Below are 24,156 nucleotides of genomic sequence, written 5' to 3' on the forward strand. Positions count from 1 at the left end.
TTGCTTCGCTGTTTTCTGATTACTTCAGGCCGGCGATATAGTCTGCCACTGCCTGGATTTCATCATCGGACATGCGTTTTGCAATAGTCGTCATTTGCGCACTGTTTTTGCGCGCACCGCTGCGGAAATTGGTCAGCTGAGCCGCAGTGTACTCCTGATGCTGTCCGCCCAGTCGTGCAAACTGCGCCGGAATGCCGGCACCGCTCGGACCATGGCAGGCTGCGCAGGCAGGAACATTCTTTTCGGCGATGCCGGCGCGGTAGATCTTCTTGCCGGCTTCGACCGTATCCTTGTTGCGGGCTGCACCCGGCTTGTGCTGCTGCTTGTCCAGATAGGCCGCGACATTTTTCATGTCGTCATCACTCAGCGCCTTCGAAATCGGCGTCATGATGGGGTTGTTCCGCTGCGGCGTCTTGAAGTCGGCCAGCTGCTTGGCGAGATACTCCGGATGCTGAGCCGCAAGCTTGGGATTCTGCGCGATGGTGGAGTTGCCGGCGGGACCATGGCAGGCCAGGCAGGCGGTGATGTTGCGGGACGCATCGCCCTGAGTGTAGATTGCCTCTCCCTTGGCAGGGTCAGCCTTGGGCGCCTTATTCTCTTCCGCTGCATACGCCACCGAAGAGACTGCCAACATTGCGACGAACAAGGACTTCACAAACGGTAAAAACGCACGGTTCATTCAAACACCCTGAGACTTGATATTAAAATTCTGGCCAGTGGCGGCGATTGCACCCGCTTGCGCGACGCGCCGGCATCAGGAAAACGGTGCGGCGGCGGCACGCTGGAGTTGCAGCGCAAAATACCTTTGCGGTGGCGCTTTGGCGGCGCAACACACATAACCTCTTATTGTACAATAGGTTTTTGCCGTTTTTACTTCCCTGGCTGCATTTTCTCCGCTGCCTTTCACGCTTTTCAGTCTCCCTATGTCCCTACTTTGGCAAGCCCGTTTCTTCACCACGGTGAACCATCTTCGCGATTTGCCAAAGACGCAAGTTCCGGAAATCGCTTTTGCCGGCCGCTCGAATGCCGGCAAATCCACCGCCATCAACATCCTCTGCAACCAGAAAAAGCTGGCTTTCGCTTCCAAAACGCCTGGCCGCACGCAGCATATCAACTATTTTTCGATCGGCGGCGCTCATGTGGCGCAGCACCGCAAGGATCCGACCAAGGTAGAGGAAATACGCGCCCTGCTGGTCGACCTGCCGGGTTATGGTTATGCCGAGGTATCGGGCGATGCCAAGCTGCACTGGCAAGCCCTGCTGGGCGATTATGTCCAGAGGCGCGAGCAGCTCGCCGCGCTGGTGCTCATTATGGATTCACGCCGGCCGTTCACCGATCTCGACGTGCAGATGCTGGAATGGTTTGCCCCGACCGGGAAGCCGGTGCACTGCCTGCTGACCAAGGCGGACAAGCTGAACCGCAACGAATCGGCCAATTCACTGCGCCTCGCACGTACGGTGCTGAACAGTTATGTCGATGAACAGGGACAGCCTTTCCCCTTTACCGTACAGATGTTTTCCGCATTGAAACGCATTGGACTGGACGAAGCGGATGCAAAAATCCAGGACCTGCTGGGCTTGCATGACATGCAGGATGACGATGGGGGAAATGCGGATGCCGGCGAGAGTCTTGAAGACGGCGGGAACTGAATCCGCCAGGCAAAACCTGACGGGCAAAAAAAACCCTGGAGAAAGGGGAAGATCTCCAGGGCAGTAACGCCTTATCGCTAATGCCACGATAGGCCCCGCTCAGGGAGGAGAAGCGGGAGGTGAATGAACACCTACTGCTATGAGGGGACCATCCCGGAAAAGTTTCATCGAATCGTATAAAGTTTGCTCATCCGTCGCATTCCGATTATCCCCCGAACCTTTTTCAAGCACCTTTTACCTATGCCCCATTCTTTCTCCCAATCCCGTTTCCCCGCCGTCCGCATGCGCCGCATGCGCAAGGATGCTTTCTCCCGGGCGCTGATGCGCGAACATCACGTCACACCCTCCGACCTGATCTATCCGGTCTTCATTCAGGAAGGCAAGAACGTTGCTGAAAAAGTGGCGTCCATGCCCGGCGTCGAGCGGCTTTCGGTTGACCGGCTGCTCGCCGTTGCGGAAGACTGCGTCGAACTCGGCATTCCGGTACTCGCGCTTTTTCCCGTCATCAATCCGTCCATCAAGACGCCGGACGGCATCGAAGCCGTCAATCCCGAAGGCCTGGTGCCGCGCGCCGTGCGTGAACTCAAGCAGCGCTTTCCCGAACTCGGCATCCTGACCGACGTGGCGCTCGACCCTTACACCAGCCATGGCCAAGACGGCGTATTGAACGCCGATGGCTATGTGCTCAATGACGAAACCACATCGCTCCTCGTCAGGCAGGCGCTGGTCCAGGCGGATGCCGGCGTCGACATCGTGGCCCCTTCCGACATGATGGACGGCCGCATCGGCGCCATCCGCAATGCGCTTGAATCGGCGCAGCACATCCATACACGCATCATGGCGTATTCCGCCAAGTATGCGTCGGCCTTCTATGGCCCGTTCCGCGACGCGGTCGGCTCGGCCGCCAATCTCGGCAAAGGCAGCAAGGCGACCTACCAGATGGACCCGGCAAACAGCGATGAAGCGCTGCGCGAAGTCGCCCTCGACCTCGAGGAAGGTGCGGACATGGTGATGGTCAAGCCGGGCATGCCTTATCTGGACATCGTGCGCCGGGTCAAGGATGAGTTCAAGGTGCCGACGTTTGCCTATCAGGTCAGCGGCGAATACGCGATGATCAAGGCGGCGGCGCAGAACGGCTGGCTCGACCATGACAAGGCGATGATGGAATCCATGCTGGCATTCAAGCGGGCGGGTGCCGATGGCGTCCTGACTTACTTCGCACGGGATATTGCCCGCCATCTTCGTCAGATCTGACGGATCGGCTGATCTGCCTGCCGGCTTTCCTGCATTACCGCCTCCTTGCGAGGCAATCTGCAATGCAGGCAGCCGCCATCTCTCGACAACCCGATTTTTTCCAACGCTGATGCGGCCTTTGCCTGTCCGCATCATTGCTATCCTGTTGGCGGCAGCATCCCAAGCTGCGCCCGGCCTTGGCAGTCAAGGACCAAGCGGTCAAACGGTCAACATTTGCTGATTGTGCATGGACATCTTTCACATCACTCCTTCCTGTATTACCCAGCTTTCCGGTTCGCCCTGTCCGATGCCGGCGGACGGCTTCCTGTGGATCGACGCAACGCATGAGGAAGTCGGCGCCGACACGCAGGCCTGGCGCAATGCGATCGAGCGCATGACGAATGTGCACATCTACGATCTGCACCTGACCGATGCGGTCAATCTCGGCCATCCCTCCTATTTCGACTCGACCCAGGAGTACGCGATGGTCGTTTTCCGCAAACTGGCGCTGGATGGCGGCAGCGAAGCGGACAGCGAATCCGGCCCCGAGGCCCAGAAGCGAAAGATTCCTCCGGCATTGACCAAGCTGGCGACCCGCCCTGTCACGTTCATGCTGATGGACAGAGCGCTGATTACCGTGCATGCGTCGCAAAGCCGGACCATTGAATCGGTACGCGCGCGCCTGCTGGAGCAGCGGGCGCGCGGCAACGGCAACGGTAATGGCAACGGCGGCAGCAACGGCCATGTCTCGCGCCTGCCGTCTTCGCCGGCGGAGCTGATGCTGCGCCTGCTCAATGTCATGGTGGATCAGTATCTCGCGCTGCGCCAGCCGCTCAGCGGGCAGATCGACCGCTGGCAGCGTGCCTTGCTCAATCCGCGCAGCCGCTTCAATGACTGGATGGCGCTGCTCGACGCGCGTGTCGAACTGCGCAAGCTCGATCATCTGTGCGAAGGACAGCGAGACGCGCTGCAGGAGCTGCGGGACTATGTGGTCGACACGCAGGATGCGGACGTTCCCAACCGCGGCATGGATCTGCTGCTGGTCAGGATCAACGATGTGATGGAACACATCACCCGCGTGCTGATCCATGCCCAGCGCATGGAAGCGACCATCGAGTCCGCAGTGCAGATTCATTTCTCGGCAATGGCGCACCGTACGAGCGAGATCATGCGGACCCTAACGGTCATTACCGCCCTGTTCATGCCGCTGACATTGATCACCGGCATTTTCGGCATGAACTTTGTCGACATGCCCCTGCTCAAGGATGCCTTCGGCTTCTGGATCACGATTGCATTGATGGGGGTGATTGTTGTGGGACTGCTGCTGTTCTTTCGCCGCAAGCGCTATCTCGAAGATCAGGCTGCGGATGAGCATCGTTGATGTGTAAAGGCCCTTTGTATTCCATGGCAACAAAAAAGCGCTCCGTGGAGCGCTTTTTATTTTCGGCACACGCCGATTGCAGACTGGCTTATACCAATCCCAAGTCATGACATGCCGAATGAGATCGATGGATTTTTTCGACTGGCAAGGCGCGGGAGGAGTCCATAGCGGGGCTATGGATGACGAGCGCAACGCGGCCAGGTGGAAAAAGACGCGATCTCATGGCATGGAATGATTTGGGATTGGTATTACTTGTTCGGCTGCGGCGTCACGCGCAGGTAAGGCCGCGCAGCCGTATATCCTTTCGGATACTTCTGCTTGATCACTTCCTCGTCCTGGATGGTCAGCGGGATGATGACGTCGTCGCCGTCTTTCCAGTTGCCCGGCGTGGCTACCGTGTAGCCATCGGTCAGCTGCAGGGCGTCGATGACGCGCAGCACTTCATCGAAGTTGCGGCCGGTGCTCATCGGGTAGGTGATGATCAGTCGGACCTTCTTCTTCGGATCGATCACGAACAGCGAGCGCACCGTCGCGCTTTCCGACTGGTTCGGGTGAATCATGTCGTAGAGCTGCGAAACGGTCTTGTCCGCATCGGCGATGATGGGAAAGCCGACCACGGTTTTCTGCGTATCTTCGATGTCCTTGATCCACTGAACGTGCTTGTCGGCCGGATCGACGGACAGGGCGATCGCCTTGACGTTGCGCTTGTCGAATTCCGGTTTCAGCTTGGCGGTCAGGCCGAGTTCAGTGGTGCAGACCGGAGTGAAATCAGCGGGATGGGAAAACAGCACAACCCAGGAATCACCTGCCCATTCATGGAACTTGATCTTGCCGATGGACGAATCCTGTTCGAAATCCGGTGCGGTATCGCCAAGCCTTAATGTCATTTCACTCTCCCAGTAAGTTGCTGAACGCTTAACTATAGTGCGTTGTGACCGCTGGCTCAAGAACTAAGTTGTCAGTTTCTTATAACCAAAGCTGATAAGTACTGAAGAGGAATACGCTGGCGCTCAGAGGCTGCCGGCACGCTCAAGCGTGCCCAGGAACTTGTCCGCATTCTGATAGCCGATCACGCGCCCGCCGGAAATTTCCCTGCCCTGCCTGTCGAAGAAAATGATGCCGGGCGGGCCGAACAGGTTGAAGCGCTTGAGCAGCTGCTTGTCATCCTCGTTATTCGCGGTGACATCCACCTGCAGGAGGACCATTTCCGCAAATCTTGCCTTGATGCGCGGATCGGAGAAGGTCAGCTTTTCCATTTCCTTGCAGGAGACGCACCAGTCGGCATAGAAGTCGAGCATCACGGTCTTGCCGCCGGCCTTCGCGATTTCCGCGTCCAGTGCGGCCAGCGATGTCACCCGGACAAACTTGGTGTGCGGAACCTCGCCGCGTAAATGGGCGAGCGGCGCCAGCACGTCGCGCCCGCCGGTCGCAACCCCGACCAGCTGCACCAGCCCGAGTCCCGCAAAGACAAGCGCAAACAGCTTCGCGCGCCAGCTGCCCTTGACGGCATGCAGCAGATAGATGCCGTATCCGATGCCGAGCATGGCCCAGCCGAGCATCGGCACCCAGCCGGGGGTGACCGGAGCCACGATCCAGAGCGCCATGGCGAGCATGAGGATGCCGAAGAACAGCTTGACCGAGCGCATCCACGCGCCGGCGCGCGGCAGCAGGGCGCCGGCGGAAAGCCCGACCAGGAGCAGTGGCACGCTCATGCCGACGGCCATGGCGAACAGGGCGCTGCCGCCTATCACGACATTGCGGGTCTGGCTGATGTAGAGCAGTGCACCTGCCAGCGGCGCGGCGACGCAGGGACCGACGATGAGCGCGGAGATCGCGCCCATGCTGAAGACGCCGAGGAACTTGCCGGACACTTGCTTACCAGATGCGGCCGTGAGGCGCTGCTGGAGTGCTGCAGGCACTTGCAATTGGTAGACGTCGAACATCGACAGCGAGAGAACCGCAATCAGCAGAGCGAACGCGCCGAGCACCCAGGGGTTCTGCAGCGCCGCAGCCAGGCCTTCGCCGGCGAGACCGGCGGCGATGCCCATCGCGGTATAGATCAGCGCCATGCCGAGCGAATACGCAGCCGACAGCGCAAGACCGCGGCTTCGGCTGACCTTCCCGCCCTGCGTGCTGCCGATGATGATCGACGAGAGGATGGGCACCATCGGCAGCACGCAGGGCGTGAAGGAAAGACCGAGTCCGAGCAGAAGGAACAGGGGCAGTATGCCGAGCAGGCTGCCGCTTTGCAGCGCGGCTTCGATGCGGCCGTTTTCACTGTCAGCCTGCATTGCCGGGAGGACTGATGTACCGGCAGCACTCGTGGCATTTGAGGCTGCAGTCGATTGCTGGGTACCGCGTATCGCCGACATCAGCCCTCCTCCGCTGGGCGACAGCGCAGCGACCGATTCCATCGGCGCATAGCACAGTCCCTGGTCGGCGCAGCCCTGCGACGTGACCTTGAGGCTGAAATCGGATGCCGCGTTCACGGGAAGCGTAATGGCAACCGACTTGCGATAGGTTTCGACATCCTTTTGAAAGGTCTCGTCGAATTTGATCTTTCCCTGCGGGATGACCGGCGTACCGAGCTGTGCGCCTGCCGCGCTGAAGGCAAAGCGCTCGCGGTACATGTAATAGCCGTCCGCAATCGTGAAAGTCACTTCCGCCGTGTTGGCATCGATCATCCGCGCCGCGAACTTGAACGCCTTTTCCGGCGGCAGAAAATCATCCTCCGCATTCGCCATGCATGGAAACAGCATGGCGATCCATGCCACCGCAGTGAGCAACAATCGCACCGCTGCGCGGGGCGCGGCGCTGGCATACAAAGCATTAAACATCCACATTCTTCCTTGTTTCGGCGGCAAGCCATTGCAGATACGCAGGCAGGCCGTGCGTAATCGGCAGCGCGATGATTTCAGGCACATCGTAGGGATGGAGCCGCTTTATCACGTTCTCGACTTCATCATAGCGGTCGGCCGTCGATTTCACTACCAGCGTCATTTCGGCGGCTTCCTCGATCTTGCCTTCCCAGCGGTAGACGGAATGCACCGCAGGCAGGATATTCACGCATGCGGCTGCACGGATGTCCACCAGTTCACGCGCAATGCGCCCGGCCGTGTCCCGGTCCGGCACGTTGGACATGATCAATAGCGGATGTGGCTGGTCGGAGGTATGCATCATCGCGATCCGGACATTATTTCAGAAGACGCCGGCGTGTCAGCACCGTGGCGACATAAAAGCCGGCAAAGCTGTACGCCAGCAGCACGGCGATGTCGGCAACGGCATGGGCCGGCCATTGGCCGAGAATCAGCGGCCTGATCAGATTGACCGCGGCTCCCAGCGGCAACAACTGGGCAAATCCTTGCAGCCACGGCGGCAGCTGCGCTACCGGATAGTACACGCCGGAAAGAAAGACCATCGGCGTCAGCACGAGCGTGAAATAGTAGGTAAAGAAATCATACCCCTTTGCCATGGCGTTGATAATCAGGCCGATGGAAGCGAAGGTGATTCCGATCAGGAACAGCAGGGGCAGCACGAATATGACATTGACATGCAGGCCGATTCCCAGAAGAAAAATAACGCCGAGAATCGCCACGCCCGCAAACAGCGCCTTGGTTGCCGCCCACAGCATTTCCGCGAGCACCACATCATCCAGCGCCATGGGCGCATTGAGCAAGGCTTCCCAGGTCTTTTGCACATGCATGCGGGAAAAAGCCGAATAGAGGGTTTCAAAGGAGGCGGCCATCATGACCGACATGCAGATCGAGCCGGATGCCAGGAAGTGAATGTAGGGTATGCCGTCGATTGTCTTCAACAAGCTGCCCAATCCGTAGCCGAACGCGATCAGCGTAATCAGGGGATCCGCGATATTGCCGAGTACGCTGGCCAGCGCGAGCTTCTTCCAGACGAGGAGATTGCGTCGCCAGATCGGAATGAAGCGCAGCGAACAAGCCGGCAGCGCAAAGAGAGCAAAACGCATGTCGTCAATCCCTCATTTCGCGTCCGGTCAGCTTGAGGAACAAGTCTTCAAGATTGGCCGGGCGATGCAGATAGCGGATGCCGCTGGCGCCGTGCAGGCTCGCCAGCAGGCTTTGCGCACTGTTGGTATAGCAGAATACAGTCTCTCCGCTGATTTCCATCCGCCCTGCATGCCGCACGCCATCGGAGCGTCCCCAGGCCACCGCATTGTCGCCATAGACCTCCACCACTTCCGCCTCGATATGCTGAGCGATGAGTTCGCGCGGCGCTCCTTCCGCGATCAGCTTGCCGTGATCGATGACCGACAGGCGATCGCAGAGGCGCTCCGCCTCGTCCATGAAATGCGTCGTGAGCACGATGGTCTTGCCTTCGTTCAGCAGCGACTTCAGGCGGTCCCATATCATGTGGCGGGCCTGAGGATCGAGGCCGGTGGTCGGCTCATCCATGAAGATGAGATCCGGATCGTTCACCAGGGCGCGTACCAGCGTCAGACGGCGCTTCATGCCGCCGGAAAGCTCGCCGATGTTGGCATTTCTCTTCGCGGTCAGGTTCGCAAACTCAAGCAGCTTCGGAATGCGGGACTTGATGATGCCCTCCGCCAGGCCGAAGTAGCGGCCGAACACCATGAGGTTTTCCTCGACCGTAAAGTCCGGATCGAGGTTGTCGCCCTGAGGCACGACGCCGACCTTTACCCTTGCCGCGCGCGCCTGCCGCGGCACCGGATATCCGACCAGGCGGATTTCGCCGCTGTCCGGCTCGGTCAGCCCGAGGCAGAGGCGTAGAGTCGTGGTCTTGCCGGCGCCGTTTGGCCCCAGAAGCCCGTAGCACTCGCCGCGCCGCAGCGAGAAGGATACGCCGTCGACGACGAGCGCCCGTGCCGAGCCCTTGCCATAGGATTTGCGGAGATTGGAAACGGAAAGGACATCGGAGTCGGACATGCAGCGCAGGGTTTGGCGGTGGCTGGTAAAGCGCATATCTTGCCACAAACGTCCGGGCGGCATAAAAAGCCGCCTAAAGACAAAAAGCCAGGCAGTGATGCCTGGCTTTTTTCTTCCGCTGCCCTTGCAGGGCTGCGATTATTCTGCAGTTTGAACTTCAGTTTCGTCGCTGATTTCGGGACGGTCGACCAGTTCAACGAAGGCCATCGGCGCATTGTCGCCCTGACGGAAACCCATCTTCAGAATGCGCAGGTAGCCGCCATTGCGGTTTGCATAGCGAGGACCCAGTTCAGCGAAGAGCTTGACGACGATTTCGCGATCGCGCAGGCGGGAGAAGGCCAGACGCTTGTTCGACAGATTATCTGTCTTGCCCAGCGTGAGGATAGGCTCGACGACGCGGCGCAGTTCTTTTGCCTTGGGCAGCGTGGTCTTGATTGCTTCATGACGCAGCAGGGAAACGGTCATGTTGCGGAGCATTGCCAGACGGTGGGACGATGTACGGTTAAGTTTGCGGAGACCGTGACGGTGACGCATGATATTTCCTTTCAGTTGAGTTTAAGTCCAGCTCTTCTATCGATCGATGAATCGTTCGCGGGCCGGTAATGGTTATTGTTGCAATGACTTGGCATTTCCCGAAACGGGAACGAGCCGGATTATAACCGCTCCTTCCCGGATTCGTCGCCGGTACTACCGAATTACTTCTCGAGACCTGCCGGCGGCCAGTTTTCGAGTTTCATGCCGAGCGTCAAACCGCGCGATGCAAGAACTTCCTTGATCTCGTTGAGCGACTTGCGGCCCAGGTTCGGCGTCTTGAGCAGTTCGTTTTCGCTGCGCTGGATCAGATCGCCGATGTAGTAGATGTTTTCGGCTTTCAGGCAGTTTGCGGAACGCACTGTGAGTTCCAGGTCGTCGACAGGACGCAGCAGGATCGGATCGACCGACGGAGCGCGCGACGGTGCTTCTGCAGCGGCTTCCGTACCTTCCAGGGCAGCGAACACGTTGAGCTGGTCAACCAGCACGCGGGCCGACTGGCGAATTGCTTCTTCCGGAGAGATGACGCCGTTGGTCTCGATGTTCATGACCAGCTTGTCGAGGTCGGTACGCTGTTCAACACGAGCGGATTCGACGGCATAGGAAACGCGACGGACCGGGGAGAACGATGCATCGAGGATGATGCGGCCGATCGTCTTGTTCGCATCTTCGGACAGGCGGCGCACGTTGCCGGGCACATAGCCGCGGCCTTTTTCAACCTTGATCTGCATGTCCAGCTTGCCGCCCGCGGTCAGGTGGGCGATCACGTGTTCCGGATTGATCAGCTCGACGTCATGCGGCAGATCGATGTCCGAAGCGTAAACCGCGCCTTCGCCATCCTTTTTCAGGGTCAGCGTGACTTCGTCGCGATTGTGCAATTTGAACACCACGCCCTTCAAGTTGAGCAGCATGTCGACCACGTCTTCCTGAACGCCATCCAGCGAGGAGTATTCGTGGACCACACCGGCGATGGTCACTTCGGTAGGTGCATAGCCAACCATCGACGACAGCAGCACGCGGCGCAGCGCGTTGCCGAGCGTATGGCCGTAGCCACGCTCGAACGGCTCCATGACGACTTTGGCATGGCCGGCACCAAGTGCCTCAACTTCAATAATGCGGGGTTTCAACAGACTGTTTTGCATGAAATGTCCTTTTCAATACCCTCGGCTCGTTACACCGATAAGGCTGATGGCATTACAAAGAAACCCGCCTCGCTTCTCAGCGAGGCGGGCGTAGGGAACTGCTATTAACGGGAATACAATTCGACGATCAGGGATTCGTTGACATCGTTGGCGATTTCGGAACGATCCGGCATCGACTTGAATGTACCTTCCATCTTCTTCGCGTCGACGGAAACCCACGACGGCATGCCGCCCTGCTCGGCCAGAGACAGCGCTTCGATGATGCGCGCCTGTTTCTTCGCCTTCTCGCGCACTGCAACGACGTCGCCTGCCTTGACCTGGTACGAAGCGATGTTGACCACTTCGCCATTGACGGTAAATGCCTTGTGGCTGACCAGCTGGCGTGCTTCAGCGCGTGTGGAGCCGAAGCCCATGCGGTATGCAACGTTGTCCAGACGGGATTCGAGCAGCTTCAGCAGGTTTTCACCGGTGTTGCCCTTGCGGCGGTCAGCCTCGGCAAAATAACGGCGGAACTGGCGCTCAAGAATGCCGTACATGCGCTTGACCTTCTGCTTTTCACGCAGCTGGTTGCCATAGTCCGAGGTACGAGCACCGGAAGTACGGCCGTGCTGGCCGGGCTTGGAGTCCAGTTTGCACTTGGAATCCAGAGAGCGGCGCGAGCTCTTCAGGAACAGGTCGGTGCCTTCACGGCGGGAGAGTTTGGCTTTGGGTCCGATATAACGTGCCACGTTAATTTCCTTTTGTTAATGACGCCCCAACCAGAAACATGGAGTTTCCGGTAGGCGCTAGTCTGGTCGCGCCTCAGCGGATGCCAGACAGTGGTCTTAAGAACAAAACCCGCCAAACTTTCTGGCGGGCTAAAACTGAATACTGCAACCTGCTATTGTAACGCGTCTATCCGATCTTAGATACGACGGCGCTTCGGCGGACGGCAGCCGTTGTGCGGAACCGGTGTCACGTCCTGGATCTGGGTGATCTTGATACCCAGGTTGTTCAGAGCGCGAACTGCGGATTCACGACCAGGACCAGGACCCTTGATGCGAACTTCAAGGTTCTTGACGCCGAATTCGACGGCAACCTTGCCAGCTGCTTCCGCTGCAACCTGGGCTGCAAACGGTGTCGACTTGCGGGAGCCTTTGAAGCCGGCACCGCCGGATGTCGCCCAGGACAACGCATTGCCTTGACGGTCGGTGATCGTGATGATGGTGTTGTTGAAGGATGCGTGGATGTGCGCGATGCCTTCTGCAACGTTCTTTTTAACTTTCTTCCGCGCGCGGGCTGCTGCGGCGTTATTCTGGGCTTTTGCCATGGTAATTTCCTTGAATCCGACTTCGGGTCAAACGGCGCTGGATTATTTCTTCAGCGACTGTGCTGCCTTGCGCGGGCCTTTGCGTGTACGCGCATTGGTGCGTGTACGCTGACCGCGTACGGGCAAGCCCTTGCGATGACGCAGGCCGCGGTAGCAACCCAAGTCCATCAGACGCTTGATGCTCATCGAAACTTCACGACGCAGGTCACCCTCAACGACAAACTTGCCGATTTCGTCGCGCAGCTTTTCCAGCTCGTTATCGTCCAGATCCTTGACCTTCTTCGTGGTCGGAACACCCGTCTTGGCGCAGATATCTTCAGCGCGGGGACGGCCAATGCCATAAATCGCAGTCAAGCCGATAACGGTGTGTTGGTGGTTGGGGATGTTGACCCCTGCAATACGTGCCATTCGTTATTCCTCGATCAATAACGTTAATTAACCTTGGCGCTGTTTGTGACGCGGTTCTGTGCAGATTACACGAACAACGCCCTTGCGCTTGATGATCTTGCAGTTGCGGCAGATCCGCTTCACTGATGCGAGCACTTTCATTTTTGCCCTCTTTCTTACAGTTCTAGTTACTTTACTTGGTACGGAACACGATTCGTGCCCGGCTCAAATCGTAGGGTGTCAGTTCGACTGTGACCTTATCACCAGGAAGGATGCGGATGTAATTCATACGCATTTTTCCGGAAATATGTCCGAGAACCACGTGCCCGTTTTCCAACTTGACTCTAAAAGTTGCATTGGGAAGATTCTCAAGAATTTCCCCCTGCATCTGGATGACGTCGTCTTTTGCCATTCGCTTCGCTCGTTTTCTGGGTCGCCTATCGCGTCACTATCGTGTCGGGATGCCACCCTTGAAATTCGCCTTGCGAAGAAGCGATTCATACTGCTGCGACATCACATAATTCTGAACTTGCGCCATGAAGTCCATCGTTACGACTACGATGATCAGTAGTGAAGTGCCACCGAAATAGAATGGTACTTTCCACCGCGCGATCAGAAACTCCGGCAGCAAGCAGACCAAGGTGATATACACCGCACCAACAAGAGTCAGACGCATCAGGATCTTGTCGATATACCGGGCCGTCTGCTCACCAGGACGAATACCAGGAACGAATGCTCCGCTTTTCTTCAGATTGTCAGCCGTTTCCTTGCTATTGAATACCAGGGCGGTATAAAAGAAGCAGAAGAAAACGATCGCTACTGCGTAAAGCAAGGCATGAATCGGTTCGCCCGGCGCCAGCGAGGCCGCCAAGTCTTTCAGGAACCGAACGAATGCATTGTTCGTTTCACCCGACGTGAACCAGCTGGTGATCGTTGCCGGAAACAGAATGATCGACGAAGCGAAGATCGGAGGGATTACGCCCGCCATGTTCAGCTTCAACGGCAGATGACTGCTCTGTCCGCCGTAGATCTTGTTCCCGACTTGCCGCTTCGCATAGTTGACGAGGATCTTGCGCTGTCCCCGTTCGATGAACACGACCAGGTAAGTTACCGCCGCCACGATCACGCAAATCAGAATTGCCGACAGTGCACTCATCGAACCCGTACGCACCAACTCGAACAGGCCACCGATCGCGCTAGGTAAGCCAGCAGCAATGCCCGCAAAGATGATGATCGAGATACCGTTCCCAAGTCCGCGCTCGGTAATCTGCTCACCAAGCCACATCAGGAACATCGTACCGGTCACAAGCGTGATTGCAGTCGTCAGCCGGAAAGCCAGGCCCGGGTCGATGACCAGCCCCGCTTGCGCTTCCAATGCCACGGCAATGCCGAATGCCTGGAACGCCGCCAACACCAGAGTGCCGTAACGAGTGTACTGGGTGATCTTCCGCCTTCCCGCTTCGCCTTCCTTCTTCAGCGCCTCGAGTTGAGGCGAGACGATGGACATCAGCTGCATGATGATCGATGCCGAAATGTACGGCATGATACCCAATGCAAAGATGGTAAAGCGAGAAAGTGCACCGCCGGAGAACATGTTGAACATACCCAGGATACCACCCTGGTTTTGCCTGAACAGTTCAGCCAGTTGTGACGGATCGATTCCCGGTACGGGAATGTGCGCTCCGATTCGATAGACTACCAAGGCTGCCAGCAGAAACCACAGGCGGCCCCATGGAAATCCGCTTGCAGCGCTCTTAGCGAGTTGGGGTGTCGTCGCCAATTATTGCTCCGGACAAATCGGTTGCTTACGCAACCGAACCACCTGCCGCTTCAATGGCAGCCTTAGCGCCCTTGGTCGCGATCAAGCCCTTGATCGTTACTTTCTTCGTCAACTCGCCAGCCTTGATAACGCGGACGACACGAGCCAGTTCGGATACCAAGCCAGCCTGCTTCACCGCCAGCAGGTCGATTTCCGCGACAGGAAGGTTCTCCAGATCGCCGAGTCGTACTTCTGCCTTGTAAGGCGCTGCCAGCGACTTGAAACCGCGCTTGGGCAGACGGCGCTGCAGCGGCATCTGACCGCCTTCGAAGCCGACTTTGTGGAAGCCGCCAGAACGGGATTTCTGACCTTTGTGGCCACGGCCTGCAGTCTTGCCCAGGCCGGAACCGATACCGCGACCGACGCGACGCTTAGCGTGCTTGGCGCCGTCCGCAGGTTGAATGTTGTTCAATTCCATGATTTGCTCCGTTCGCAAGCACGCGGCTTACGACACAACTTTCACGAGATACGCCACTTTGTTGATCATGCCGCGGATGGCCGGTGTGTCCTGCAGTTCCGAGACGGAATTGACACGACGCAGGCCAAGCCCACGAACGGTTGCACGGTGGTCCTGGCGTGTGCCGATCAGGCCCTTCACCAGCTTGACTTTGATTGTGTTCGCCATTCGATTCACCTCAACCAAGGATCTCTTCGACCGACTTGCCACGCTTGGCAGCAATTTCGGAAGGAGTATTCATCTTCGACAAACCGTCGATGGTCGCACGAACCATGTTGTAAGGATTAGTCGAACCGTTCGACTTCGCCACAACGTTGGTAACGCCCATGACTTCGAAGATCGCGCGCATCGGGCCACCAGCGATAACGCCGGTACCGTCCTTCGCCGGCGAAATCATCACCGAAGATGCACCGTGCTTGCCTGTTACGGTGTGCTGCAGCGTGCCGTTCTTCAGAGTGACCTTGATCATCTTGCGACGTGCTTCTTCCATTGCCTTCTGCACGGCGACGGGGACTTCCTTCGATTTACCCTTGCCCATGCCGATGCGGCCATCGCCGTCGCCGACCACTGCCAGTGCTGCGAAACCCATGATACGGCCACCCTTGACCACCTTGGTCACGCGGTTGACCGCAATCATCTTTTCGCGCATGCCGTCGTCGCGCTCTTCGCCCTGGGGCGTCTTTGCTTGCATTTTTGCCATGACGATTCTTCCTTAGAACTTCAGACCGGCTTCGCGGGCTGCTTCTGCAACTGCTTTAACGCGGCCGTGATAGCGGAAACCGGAACGGTCGAAAGCGACTTCGGCGATTCCAGCCTTCAGTGCCTTCTCCGCTACGCGCTTGCCGACGAGAGCAGCCGCTGCGGCATTGCCACCCTTGCCGGATTTGCCTGCGAGTTCCTGGCGTACTTCTGCCTCCAGTGTCGATGCGGATGCCAATACTTTTGCGTCCGGTCCGATGATGTTTGCGTAGATATGCAGGTTGGTGCGATGCACAGCCAGGCGGTTTACCTTCAACTCTGCGATCTTCGCGCGAGTTTGGCGAGCGCGGCGCAGACGTGATTGTTTCTTGTCCATCGTCAAGCCCCTTACTTCTTCTTGGTTTCTTTGAGCGTAACCACTTCGTCCACATAGCGGACGCCCTTGCCTTTATACGGCTCGGGACTGCGGTACGCACGCACTTCAGCAGCGGTCTGACCGACCTTCTGCTTGTCGACACCCTTGATCACGATCTCGGTCTGCGACGGGGTCTCGCACTTCACGCCAGCAGGCATCTGGTGCACGACCGGGTGCGAGAAGCCAAGCGACAGGTTCAGCTTGTCGCCTTGCGCTTGCGCACGGTATCCCACGCCAACGAGGGAGAGCTTCTTTTCAAAGCCTTTCGTCACGCCGAGAACCATATTGTTCACGAGCGCACGCAGCGTTCCGGACATCGCATTCGCTTCGCGGCTTTCATCAGCCGGCGCAAACAGCAGCGTGTTGTTTTCGTTAGTGACTTTCACCAGGCCATTCAGCGGCATGGAGAGAGTACCCAGGGCGCCTTTGACAGTGATCCTGTCAGCGGCAATTGTCACTTCCAATCCAGCAGGAAGTGCAATGGGCATTTTACCTACACGGGACATCTTGCACTCCTTAGGCCACGTAGCAAATCACTTCGCCACCGACACCGGTTGCGCGTGCTTTGCGGTCTGTCATCACACCTTTCGGTGTGGAGACGATTGCCACACCCAGGCCGTTCATCACGCTCGGGATATCATCCTTGCCCTTGTAGATACGCAGGCCGGGACGCGAGACGCGCTCGAGGCGTTCGATTACAGGACGGCCGGCGTAGTACTTCAGGCCGATCTTCAGTTCCGATTTGCCTTCTGCCTCGGATACCGCGTAGTCTTCGATGTAGCCTTCGTCCTTGAGGACGTTTGCAATCGCCACTTTGACTTTAGACGACGGCATTGCGACCGTAGTCTTTTGAACGCCTTGTGCGTTCCGGATACGGGTCAGCATATCGGCGATAGGATCGCTCATACTCATTGCTTGTTCTCCTATTACCAGCTAGCTTTAGTCACACCCGGAATCTCGCCGCGCATGGCGATTTCACGGATTTTTGTACGTGCCAAACCGAATTTGCGGAAAGTCCCGCGCGGACGGCCTGTCATTGCGCAGCGATTGCGCTGACGGGTCGGGTTTGCATTTCGCGGCAGCGCCTGCAGTTTCAGGCGAGCTTCGTAACGCTCTTCTTCCGATTTTGTTTGGTCGTCGATGATTGCCTTCAACTCGGCGCGCTTGCCTGCGTATTTCTTTACCAGGTCTGCACGCTTTTGTTCACGGTTAATCAGTGCCAGTTTTGCCATGGCATCCTCAGTTTCTGAACGGGAATTTAAATGCGGCGAGGAGCGCTTTCGCTTCGTCGTCGGTTTTCGCAGTCGTCGTGATGCTGATGTTCATACCACGCAGCGCGTCGATCTTGTCGTACTCGATCTCGGGGAAAATGATCTGCTCTTTCACACCGATGTTGTAGTTGCCACGACCGTCGAATGCACGACCGGACACGCCACGGAAGTCACGAACGCGCGGCAGCGCGACGGTGATTAGGCGATCCAGGAATTCGTACATGCGCGCACCGCGCAGAGTGACCATGCAACCGATCGGATAACCTTCGCGGATCTTGAATCCGGCGATAGCCTTGCGAGCCTTGGTTACGACAGGCTTCTGACCTGCGATCTTCGTCAGATCACCGACAGCATGCTCGATCACCTTCTTGTCTGCGACCGCTTCCGACAAACCCATGTTAAGCGTGATTTTCGTCAGGCGCGGGACTTCCATTACCGACTTGTAACCGAACTTGCTAGTCAGGTCAGCAATGACTTTTTCTTTATAAAATTCTTGGAGACGGGCCATGATGTCTTACACCTTAACGACTTCGCCATTGGACTTGTAGACACGGACTTTCTTCCCGTCCACGACTTTGTAGCCCACACGATCTGCCTTGCCAGTTGCTGCGTTGAACAACGCAACATTGGAAACATGAATCGGCATCAGCTTGTCGACGATGCCACCTGTTGCACCGGTCATCGGGTTCGGTTTGGTCGCCTTCTTCGCGACGTTCACACCCTCGACGACGATATAGTCGGCATCAACACGCTGCTTGACCACACCGCGCTTGCCCTTGTCCTTACCGGTCAGGACAATCACTTCGTCGTTTTTACGAATCTTGCTCATAACGACTCCTTACAGAACTTCAGGCGCGAGCGACACGATCTTCATGAAGCGCTCGGTACGCAGTTCACGCGTAACAGGCCCGAAGATGCGTGTGCCGATCGGCTCAAGCTTGGCATTCAGCAACACAGCAGCGTTGCCATCGAACTTCACCAGAGAACCATCCTGGCGGCGCACGCCCTTGGCTGTACGAACCACCACGGCGTTATAGATTTCGCCCTTTTTCACACGGCCGCGCGGCGCAGCGGATTTGACCGTGACTTTGATGATGTCGCCGATGCTGGCATAACGGCGCTTGGAACCACCCAGCACCTTAATGCACAGGACTTCACGCGCACCCGTGTTGTCGGCTACTTCGAGCCGGCTTTCAGTTTGAATCATAGTATTTTCTTTCCCAACTTAATCCGCTTTTCCGCCCTACGCGGCTTTGCGGTCAGTCTTGGTCCTGTCAGCCGACTTTGCTAAGCCGCGCCGATTAGGTGGACGGTTACAAAAACTACTGCAGCACAGCTTGGCAGCTGCGCGAATTTTTCGAACTGCAGGGTACTGCAACTGGCTTTCGCGTTTGGAGCTTTTGCGATAACCAAGCCCGGCATTATGACACCATAACGCCGGGCTAGCAACTACTAATTACGGCTGTATTAGACGATTTGTGCAACCTGCACCACACGGGTGACAGACCATGCCTTCGTCTTGGAGATCGGGCGACCTTCCTGGATTTCTACAGTGTCGCCTTCCTTTGCCTGATTGCTTTCGTCGTGTGCGTGATACTTGTTGGAACGCACGACGATCTTGCCGTACAGCGGGTGCTTGACCCGGCGCTCGACCAGGACCGTCACGGTCTTATCCATCTTGTCGGATACGACTTTGCCAACCAGGGTGCGCTTGAGCGACTGTTTTGCTTGATCGTTCATTATTTTGCGTCCTTCTGATTCATGACGGTTTTGACGCGTGCGATGTCGCGACGCACCTTCTTGAGTTGCGCGGTGTTGTTCAGCTGCTGCGTAGCAATTTGCATGCGCAGACCGAATTGCGCCTTGAGCAACTCGTTGAGCTCTTTCTGGAGCGCTGCTTCGTCCTTGCCGCGGAGTTCAGATGCTTTCATGTTTCACTCCTCTTATTGGCCGACTTGACGGACCACAAAGGTTGTCAACAGCGGCAGCTTGGCTGCTGCAAGGCGGAATGCCTCGCGAGCCAGTGCTTCGTCGACACCGTCCATCTCGTACAGCACTTTACCCGGCTGGATTTCAGCCACGTAGTACTCCGGGTTACCCTTACCGTTACCCATACGCACTTCAGCAGGCTTTTGAGAAATCGGCTTGTCAGGGAAAATGCGGATCCAGATCCGGCCGCCACGCTTGATGTGACGTGTCATTGCACGACGCGCCGCTTCAATCTGACGTGCCGTGATACGGCCACGACCGACCGCCTTCAGGCCGAATTCACCGAACGAGACGGCTGTGCCGCGCTCGTGGGAAATGCCCTTGTTGCGGCCTTTCTGTTCTTTACGATATTTTCTGCGTGCTGGTTGCAGCATGATTATTCTCCTGCTTTCTCAGCCGGTGCGGCACCGTCGGCCTTTTTAGGGGCACGAACACGGCTGCCAGCCGGTTTGGAGCCAGGGGCTCCGTCGTTGCGCGGACGCGGACGGCCGCCCGGCTTGCCATCGTCACGACGAGGACCACGACGCTTCTTGTCGTCTTCAGCCGGTGTCTCGATTGTCGGAGCTTCGCCGCTAGCGAGGCGGTCGCCCTTGTAGACCCAGACCTTGATACCGATGATGCCGTAGGTGGTCTCTGCTTCGCCGAAGCCGTAGTCGATGTCAGCGCGCAGTGTATGCAAAGGCACGCGGCCTTCGCGATACCATTCGCGTCGTGCGATCTCGATACCGTTCAGACGGCCCGAGGACATGATCTTGATGCCCTGGGCGCCGAGACGCATCGCGTTTTGCATCGCGCGCTTCATTGCGCGACGGAACATGATGCGCTTTTCGAGCTGCTGAGCGATCGAATCGGCGATCAGCTGCGCGTCAACTTCCGGCTTGCGGATTTCTTCGATGTTGACGTGTACCGGCACACCCATCAGCTTGGTCAGGTCGGACTTCAGAACTTCGATGTCCTCGCCTTTCTTGCCAATGACAACGCCCGGACGGGAGCTGAAAATGGTGATGCGTGCATTTTTCGCAGGGCGCTCGATGACGATGCGACCAACGGATGCGTTCTTCAGCTTCTTCTTCAGGTAGGCGCGAACGTCGAGGTCTTCATTCAGCATGGAGGCAAAGTTGCCATTGCCTGCATACCAGCGGGAGCCCCAGTTACGCGTTACCGACAGACGGAAGCCGGTTGGGTGGATTTTCTGTCCCATCGTGACTCCTTAGTTACCGACAGTCACGTAGATGTGACAGGTTTGCTTAGAGATGCGATCGCCACGGCCTTTGGCACGCGCGATGAAGCGCTTGAGGACCGCACCCTTTTCGACGTAGATCGTCTTGACCTTCAGCTCGTCGATGTCAGCACCATCGTTGTGTTCAGCGTTCGCGATTGCGGACTCGAGCACCTGCTTGATGAGGACTGCGCCTTTTTTCGGGCTGAATGCCAGGATATTCAACGCCTGGTCGACTTTCTTGCCGCGGATCAGGTCGGCAACGAGGCGGCCTTTCTGTTCCGACAGGCGTGCACCGCGGAGGATAGCTTTAGTTTCCATCATCGCACCTTATTTCTTAGCCTTTTTATCGGCGGCGTGACCCTTGAAAGTACGGGTCAGCGCGAATTCGCCGAGCTTGTGACCGACCATGTTTTCGGAAACATAGACCGGCACATGCTGTTTGCCGTTGTGAACAGCGATCGTCAGGCCAATGAAATCCGGCATGATTGTCGAACGACGAGACCAAGTCTTGATTGGCTTCTTGTCCTTCGTTGCTTGTGCGGTTTCGACCTTCTTGATCAGGTGGGCGTCACAGAACGGCCCTTTTTTCAATGAACGTGTCATGTGTTACCCCTTATTTCTTGCCACGGCGCGAGACGATCATTGAAGTCGTACGCTTGTTGCGACGCGTCTTCTTGCCCTTGGTCTGCTGGCCCCATGGCGATACCGGGTGGCGACCTGCTGCAGTGCGGCCCTCACCACCACCGTGCGGGTGATCGATCGGGTTCATCACGACACCGCGCACTGTCGGACGGACACCGCGCCAACGCATTGCACCGGCTTTACCGATCTTGCGAAGGTTGTGCTCGCCGTTGCCGACTTCACCGACGGTTGCGCGGCACTCGATGTGCACGCGACGGACTTCGCCGGAACGCAGGCGGACCTGCGCGTAAGTGCCTTCGCGGGCCATCAGGACGACGCCTGCACCTGCGGTACGTGCCATCTGAGCACCTTTGCCAGGCAGCATTTCGACGCAATGCATCGTGGTGCCGACCGGGATGTTGCGGATCGGGAGGCAGTTGCCCGACTTGATCGGAGCTTCTGCGCCGTTCATCAGCTGATCGCCGACTGCAACGCCTTTGGGAGCGATGATGTACTGACGCTCGCCGTCCGCATAGCACAGCAGTGCGATATGCGCGCTACGGTTCGGGTCGTATTCGATACGCTCGACCTTTGCCGGAATGCCGTCCTTGTTGCGACGGAAATCGACGACGCGGTAATGATGCTTGTGACCGCCACCGATATGACGCGTGGTGATGTGGCCGTTGTTGTTACGACCTGCAGTCTTGGACTTCTTTTCAACGAGGGCGGCGAACGGACGGCCTTTGTACAGGTCGGGATTGACGACCTTGACCATGCCGCGGCGACCGGCCGACGTCGGTTTCATTTTCACGAGTGCCATTATTTAGCCTCCTCGGTGAAGTTGATTTCCTGGCCTGGCTTCAGGCTGACGTAAGCTTGACGCACGTGGTTGCGGCGACCGGTGAAACGGCCTGCGCGCTTTTGCTTGCCCTGGCGGTTCAGCACCTGGACAGACTCCACTTGCACCTTGAACAGCAACTCGACAGCGGCTTTGATTTCCAGCTTGGTTGCGTCCGGCATTACGCGGAAAACGACTTGCTCATTTTTCTCTGCGACGAAGGTTGCCTTCTCCGAAATCACCGGAGCCAGCAGCACCTTCATCAAACGCTCTTCACTATGCTTCACAGTCGCGTTCATGCCAGCATCTCCTCAATCTTTGCCAATGCCGGCTTGGTGATCAGGACTTTCTTGTAGAACACCAGCGAAACGGGATCGGCATGACGCGGCTCGACGACCAGCACGTTCGGCAGGTTGCGCGAAGCGAGCAGCAGGTTTTCGTCGAGGTTGTCAGTAATGACGAGCACGGACTCGAGGCCCATGCCTTTCAGTTTTTGCGCGAGCAGCTTGGTCTTGGGCGCATCGACCGACAGGTTCTCGATCACGGACAGACGATCTTCACGGGCCAGCTGGGAGAGGATCGAGCAGACGCCTGCGCGATACATCTTCTTGTTGACCTTGTGCGAGAAGTTCTCGTCCGGAGTGTTCGGGAAAATGCGACCACCACCACGCCACAGCGGCGACGACGACATACCGGCACGAGCACGGCCCGTACCTTTTTGACGCCAAGGCTTCTTGGTGGTGTGGCTGACTTCTTCACGGTCTTTTTGCTTGCGGTTGCCGCTGCGTGCGTTGGCCTGGTAAGCGACGACGATCTGATGAATCAGCGCTTCGTTGTAGTCACGACCGAAGATGGTGTCCGGCGCTGCAACGTTCGATGCAGCCTGACCCTGGTCATTCAGGAGCTTGAGTTCCATCGATTACGCTCCCTTCTTTGCTTTGACTTTGACTGCGGGAAGAACGATCACTTGACCGTTTTTCGCACCCGGAACGGCACCCTTGACCAGCAGCAGCTGACGCTCTGCGTCGATGCGGGCGATTTCGAGGTTTTGCACAGTAGTGGTGACATCACCGAGGTGGCCTGTCATGCGCTTACCCGGGAAAACGCGACCCGGATCCTGCGCCATACCGATCGAACCCGGAACGTTGTGCGAACGGGAGTTACCGTGAGTTGCGCGACCCGAACCGAAGTTGTAGCGCTTGATCGTACCGGCATAGCCCTTACCGATCGACACGCCTTGCACGTCCACTTTCTGGCCGGCCTCGAACAGACTGACAGCGATCACGTCGCCGGCCTTCAGTTCGGCAGCTTTTTCAGCATCGATACGGAATTCTTTGAGGACGGTACCAGCTTCAACACCTGCTTTCGCGAGGTGACCGGCAGCGGCTTTATTGACACGCGATGCACGGCGCTGACCATATGTGACCTGAACAGCGGTATAACCATCTGTTTCAGCAGTTTTGATTTGTGTCACGCGGTTGTTGGATACGTCGAGCACTGTGACCGGAATTGTATCCCCGTCATCAGTGAAGATGCGCATCATACCAACCTTGCGACCAACAAGGCCTAGGCTCATTGTTTTCTCCATTCCCGCCTGCGATTGGGCGGGGCTGATGTTTGTACAACAAAAACGTGTCGGCACGGAGGTTCCGGGCCGACACCGAAGCCGAGCATTATAACCCGCGTTTTTTCAACTCACAACCCACAACTTGAAAAATTGTGGTATGTCGGGTTTATGCACGAATAACGCTTTTACTGCAGTTTGATTTCAACGTCGACGCCGGCAGGCAGGTCGAGTTTCATCAGGGCGTCAACCGTCTTGTCCGTCGGATCGACGATATCCATCAGGCGCTGATGCGTGCGGATTTCGAACTGGTCACGCGATGTCTTGTTGACGTGCGGCGAGCGCAGGATGTCAAAACGCTGGATGCGTGTCGGCAGGGGAACCGGGCCCTTGACGACGGCGCCGGTGCGCTTTGCGGTGTCGACGATTTCCAGTGCGGACTGATCGATCAGACGGTAATCGAATGCCTTCAGGCGGATGCGGATTTTCTGGTTTTGCATGGTAATTCCTTAAAAAGAGCGAACCGCGGGCGAGTGTTGCCCGCGGCAATTTTCGTCAAAGAGCGGAGATAAATCCGGCAGCCCGTATATTACTCGATGATCTTGGCAACGACGCCGGCACCGACGGTACGGCCGCCTTCGCGGATCGCGAAGCGCAGACCTTCTTCCATCGCGATCGGGTTGATCAGCTTCACAGTGATCGACACGTTGTCG

Annotated in this window: 39 protein-coding genes; 3 read left to right on the forward strand and 36 right to left on the reverse strand. The window is 57.4% G+C overall.

All coding sequences use genetic code 11. The features are described 5' to 3' along the window. Positions 1-19: 19 nt before the first annotated feature. Positions 20-679: a c-type cytochrome gene (locus IGW03_RS20225; RefSeq protein ID WP_194724347.1), complete on the reverse strand. Its 660-nt coding sequence runs from the start codon at positions 677-679 to the stop codon at positions 20-22. A 244-nt stretch (positions 680-923) separates the two neighbouring features. On the opposite strand from IGW03_RS20225, the gene yihA reads away from it, so the two are divergent. The 3 genes from yihA (at position 924) to IGW03_RS20240 (ending at position 4,263) form a co-directional block, all read left to right on the forward strand. Beyond that, positions 924-1,649: a ribosome biogenesis GTP-binding protein YihA/YsxC gene (gene yihA / locus IGW03_RS20230; RefSeq protein ID WP_194724348.1), complete on the forward strand. Its 726-nt coding sequence runs from the start codon at positions 924-926 to the stop codon at positions 1,647-1,649. Between the two features lie 240 nt (positions 1,650-1,889). Further along, positions 1,890-2,903: a porphobilinogen synthase gene (gene hemB, locus IGW03_RS20235; RefSeq protein WP_194724349.1), complete on the forward strand. Its 1,014-nt coding sequence runs from the start codon at positions 1,890-1,892 to the stop codon at positions 2,901-2,903. 226 nt (positions 2,904-3,129) lie between these two features. Then, positions 3,130-4,263, forward strand: coding sequence for a magnesium transporter CorA family protein (locus tag IGW03_RS20240; protein WP_194724350.1), 1,134 nt, complete (start codon positions 3,130-3,132; stop codon positions 4,261-4,263). A 248-nt stretch (positions 4,264-4,511) separates the two neighbouring features. On the opposite strand, the gene IGW03_RS20245 is transcribed toward IGW03_RS20240, so the two are convergent. From IGW03_RS20245 to IGW03_RS20415, 35 genes are all read right to left on the reverse strand, one after another. After that, a complete protein-coding gene (locus tag IGW03_RS20245; RefSeq protein WP_194724351.1) occupies positions 4,512-5,150 on the reverse strand; it encodes a peroxiredoxin in 639 nt (212 codons plus the stop codon). A 123-nt stretch (positions 5,151-5,273) separates the two neighbouring features. Next, complete coding sequence (dsbD, locus tag IGW03_RS20250) at positions 5,274-7,100, reverse strand: protein-disulfide reductase DsbD (RefSeq protein WP_438943663.1); 1,827 nt, start codon at positions 7,098-7,100, stop codon at positions 5,274-5,276. Next, entirely contained in the window at positions 7,093-7,440 is a 348-nt protein-coding gene (gene cutA / locus IGW03_RS20255) for a divalent-cation tolerance protein CutA (protein ID WP_194724374.1), read from the reverse strand. The genes dsbD and cutA overlap by 8 nt, the downstream gene beginning before the upstream one ends. 16 nt (positions 7,441-7,456) lie before the next feature. Then, positions 7,457-8,242 carry an ABC transporter permease gene (locus tag IGW03_RS20260; protein ID WP_194724353.1) on the reverse strand — a complete coding sequence of 262 codons (786 nt, stop codon included), beginning with the start codon at positions 8,240-8,242 and terminating at the stop codon, positions 7,457-7,459. 4 nt (positions 8,243-8,246) lie between these two features. Continuing rightward, on the reverse strand, positions 8,247-9,215 hold the full coding sequence (locus tag IGW03_RS20265) for an ATP-binding cassette domain-containing protein (protein WP_438943664.1): 969 nt from the start codon (positions 9,213-9,215) through the stop codon (positions 8,247-8,249). A 102-nt stretch (positions 9,216-9,317) separates the two neighbouring features. Continuing rightward, complete coding sequence (rplQ, locus tag IGW03_RS20270) at positions 9,318-9,713, reverse strand: 50S ribosomal protein L17 (RefSeq protein ID WP_151632725.1); 396 nt, start codon at positions 9,711-9,713, stop codon at positions 9,318-9,320. 161 nt (positions 9,714-9,874) lie between these two features. After that, on the reverse strand, positions 9,875-10,852 hold the full coding sequence (locus IGW03_RS20275) for a DNA-directed RNA polymerase subunit alpha (protein ID WP_194724354.1): 978 nt from the start codon (positions 10,850-10,852) through the stop codon (positions 9,875-9,877). A gap of 104 nt (positions 10,853-10,956) precedes the next feature. Next, positions 10,957-11,580 carry a 30S ribosomal protein S4 gene (gene rpsD, locus IGW03_RS20280; protein WP_194724355.1) on the reverse strand — a complete coding sequence of 208 codons (624 nt, stop codon included), beginning with the start codon at positions 11,578-11,580 and terminating at the stop codon, positions 10,957-10,959. Positions 11,581-11,756: 176 nt separating this feature from the next. Next, positions 11,757-12,161, reverse strand: coding sequence for a 30S ribosomal protein S11 (rpsK, locus tag IGW03_RS20285; RefSeq protein WP_194724356.1), 405 nt, complete (start codon positions 12,159-12,161; stop codon positions 11,757-11,759). 42 nt (positions 12,162-12,203) lie between these two features. Then, a complete protein-coding gene (gene rpsM, locus IGW03_RS20290; protein ID WP_194724357.1) occupies positions 12,204-12,569 on the reverse strand; it encodes a 30S ribosomal protein S13 in 366 nt (121 codons plus the stop codon). A gap of 27 nt (positions 12,570-12,596) precedes the next feature. After that, a complete protein-coding gene (gene rpmJ, locus IGW03_RS20295) occupies positions 12,597-12,710 on the reverse strand; it encodes a 50S ribosomal protein L36 (RefSeq protein WP_014004415.1) in 114 nt (37 codons plus the stop codon). A gap of 31 nt (positions 12,711-12,741) precedes the next feature. Next, entirely contained in the window at positions 12,742-12,960 is a 219-nt protein-coding gene (gene infA, locus IGW03_RS20300; RefSeq protein WP_005663428.1) for a translation initiation factor IF-1, read from the reverse strand. 36 nt (positions 12,961-12,996) lie between these two features. Then, positions 12,997-14,328 (reverse strand): preprotein translocase subunit SecY, encoded by a 1,332-nt coding sequence (gene secY, locus IGW03_RS20305; RefSeq protein WP_194724358.1) that lies wholly within the window; start codon positions 14,326-14,328, stop codon positions 12,997-12,999. Positions 14,329-14,353: 25 nt separating this feature from the next. Continuing rightward, positions 14,354-14,785, reverse strand: coding sequence for a 50S ribosomal protein L15 (gene rplO, locus IGW03_RS20310; RefSeq protein WP_194724359.1), 432 nt, complete (start codon positions 14,783-14,785; stop codon positions 14,354-14,356). A 27-nt stretch (positions 14,786-14,812) separates the two neighbouring features. Next, positions 14,813-14,992, reverse strand: a complete 180-nt coding sequence (gene rpmD, locus IGW03_RS20315) for a 50S ribosomal protein L30 (RefSeq protein ID WP_194724360.1) — start codon at positions 14,990-14,992, stop codon at positions 14,813-14,815. A gap of 10 nt (positions 14,993-15,002) precedes the next feature. Next, positions 15,003-15,524 carry a 30S ribosomal protein S5 gene (gene rpsE / locus IGW03_RS20320; protein ID WP_057289739.1) on the reverse strand — a complete coding sequence of 174 codons (522 nt, stop codon included), beginning with the start codon at positions 15,522-15,524 and terminating at the stop codon, positions 15,003-15,005. 12 nt (positions 15,525-15,536) lie between these two features. Continuing rightward, complete coding sequence (gene rplR / locus IGW03_RS20325) at positions 15,537-15,899, reverse strand: 50S ribosomal protein L18 (RefSeq protein WP_119769687.1); 363 nt, start codon at positions 15,897-15,899, stop codon at positions 15,537-15,539. A gap of 11 nt (positions 15,900-15,910) precedes the next feature. Further along, positions 15,911-16,444: a 50S ribosomal protein L6 gene (gene rplF, locus IGW03_RS20330; protein ID WP_194724361.1), complete on the reverse strand. Its 534-nt coding sequence runs from the start codon at positions 16,442-16,444 to the stop codon at positions 15,911-15,913. Positions 16,445-16,454: 10 nt separating this feature from the next. Then, the gene (rpsH, locus tag IGW03_RS20335; RefSeq protein WP_194724362.1) at positions 16,455-16,850 is read right to left on the reverse strand and encodes a 30S ribosomal protein S8; all 396 of its coding nucleotides are present in this window, start codon (positions 16,848-16,850) and stop codon (positions 16,455-16,457) included. Between the two features lie 14 nt (positions 16,851-16,864). Then, positions 16,865-17,170, reverse strand: coding sequence for a 30S ribosomal protein S14 (gene rpsN, locus IGW03_RS20340; protein WP_194724363.1), 306 nt, complete (start codon positions 17,168-17,170; stop codon positions 16,865-16,867). A 7-nt stretch (positions 17,171-17,177) separates the two neighbouring features. Further along, positions 17,178-17,717, reverse strand: coding sequence for a 50S ribosomal protein L5 (gene rplE, locus IGW03_RS20345; protein ID WP_194724364.1), 540 nt, complete (start codon positions 17,715-17,717; stop codon positions 17,178-17,180). A 6-nt stretch (positions 17,718-17,723) separates the two neighbouring features. After that, the gene (gene rplX, locus IGW03_RS20350; RefSeq protein WP_194724365.1) at positions 17,724-18,038 is read right to left on the reverse strand and encodes a 50S ribosomal protein L24; all 315 of its coding nucleotides are present in this window, start codon (positions 18,036-18,038) and stop codon (positions 17,724-17,726) included. Positions 18,039-18,047: 9 nt separating this feature from the next. Continuing rightward, the gene (gene rplN, locus IGW03_RS20355) at positions 18,048-18,416 is read right to left on the reverse strand and encodes a 50S ribosomal protein L14 (protein ID WP_151632697.1); all 369 of its coding nucleotides are present in this window, start codon (positions 18,414-18,416) and stop codon (positions 18,048-18,050) included. Between the two features lie 260 nt (positions 18,417-18,676). After that, the gene (rpsQ, locus tag IGW03_RS20360) at positions 18,677-18,949 is read right to left on the reverse strand and encodes a 30S ribosomal protein S17 (protein WP_194724366.1); all 273 of its coding nucleotides are present in this window, start codon (positions 18,947-18,949) and stop codon (positions 18,677-18,679) included. After that, positions 18,949-19,140 carry a 50S ribosomal protein L29 gene (rpmC, locus tag IGW03_RS20365; protein WP_057289730.1) on the reverse strand — a complete coding sequence of 64 codons (192 nt, stop codon included), beginning with the start codon at positions 19,138-19,140 and terminating at the stop codon, positions 18,949-18,951. The genes rpsQ and rpmC overlap by 1 nt, the downstream gene beginning before the upstream one ends. 12 nt (positions 19,141-19,152) lie before the next feature. Beyond that, entirely contained in the window at positions 19,153-19,572 is a 420-nt protein-coding gene (gene rplP, locus IGW03_RS20370) for a 50S ribosomal protein L16 (protein ID WP_194724367.1), read from the reverse strand. Positions 19,573-19,574: 2 nt separating this feature from the next. Further along, on the reverse strand, positions 19,575-20,399 hold the full coding sequence (gene rpsC / locus IGW03_RS20375; protein WP_194724368.1) for a 30S ribosomal protein S3: 825 nt from the start codon (positions 20,397-20,399) through the stop codon (positions 19,575-19,577). 9 nt (positions 20,400-20,408) lie between these two features. Then, positions 20,409-20,741, reverse strand: a complete 333-nt coding sequence (rplV, locus tag IGW03_RS20380) for a 50S ribosomal protein L22 (protein ID WP_192804877.1) — start codon at positions 20,739-20,741, stop codon at positions 20,409-20,411. A gap of 6 nt (positions 20,742-20,747) precedes the next feature. Then, positions 20,748-21,023, reverse strand: coding sequence for a 30S ribosomal protein S19 (gene rpsS, locus IGW03_RS20385; RefSeq protein ID WP_151632691.1), 276 nt, complete (start codon positions 21,021-21,023; stop codon positions 20,748-20,750). A 10-nt stretch (positions 21,024-21,033) separates the two neighbouring features. Beyond that, positions 21,034-21,861 carry a 50S ribosomal protein L2 gene (gene rplB, locus IGW03_RS20390; RefSeq protein ID WP_194724369.1) on the reverse strand — a complete coding sequence of 276 codons (828 nt, stop codon included), beginning with the start codon at positions 21,859-21,861 and terminating at the stop codon, positions 21,034-21,036. Further along, positions 21,861-22,178, reverse strand: coding sequence for a 50S ribosomal protein L23 (rplW, locus tag IGW03_RS20395; protein ID WP_151632687.1), 318 nt, complete (start codon positions 22,176-22,178; stop codon positions 21,861-21,863). The genes rplB and rplW overlap by 1 nt, the downstream gene beginning before the upstream one ends. After that, entirely contained in the window at positions 22,175-22,795 is a 621-nt protein-coding gene (rplD, locus tag IGW03_RS20400; protein WP_151632685.1) for a 50S ribosomal protein L4, read from the reverse strand. The genes rplW and rplD overlap by 4 nt, the downstream gene beginning before the upstream one ends. A gap of 3 nt (positions 22,796-22,798) precedes the next feature. Continuing rightward, the gene (gene rplC / locus IGW03_RS20405; protein WP_500048343.1) at positions 22,799-23,467 is read right to left on the reverse strand and encodes a 50S ribosomal protein L3; all 669 of its coding nucleotides are present in this window, start codon (positions 23,465-23,467) and stop codon (positions 22,799-22,801) included. 164 nt (positions 23,468-23,631) lie between these two features. Then, entirely contained in the window at positions 23,632-23,943 is a 312-nt protein-coding gene (rpsJ, locus tag IGW03_RS20410) for a 30S ribosomal protein S10 (protein ID WP_019139724.1), read from the reverse strand. A gap of 89 nt (positions 23,944-24,032) precedes the next feature. After that, the coding region (locus tag IGW03_RS20415) for an EF-Tu C-terminal domain-related protein (RefSeq protein WP_456243385.1) at positions 24,033-24,156 on the reverse strand (124 nt) is incomplete at its 5' end.

Origin of the sequence: Noviherbaspirillum malthae (assembly GCF_015352985.1) — a bacterium.
In the GTDB taxonomy this organism is placed as follows: Bacteria; Pseudomonadota; Gammaproteobacteria; order Burkholderiales; family Burkholderiaceae_D; genus Noviherbaspirillum; species Noviherbaspirillum malthae.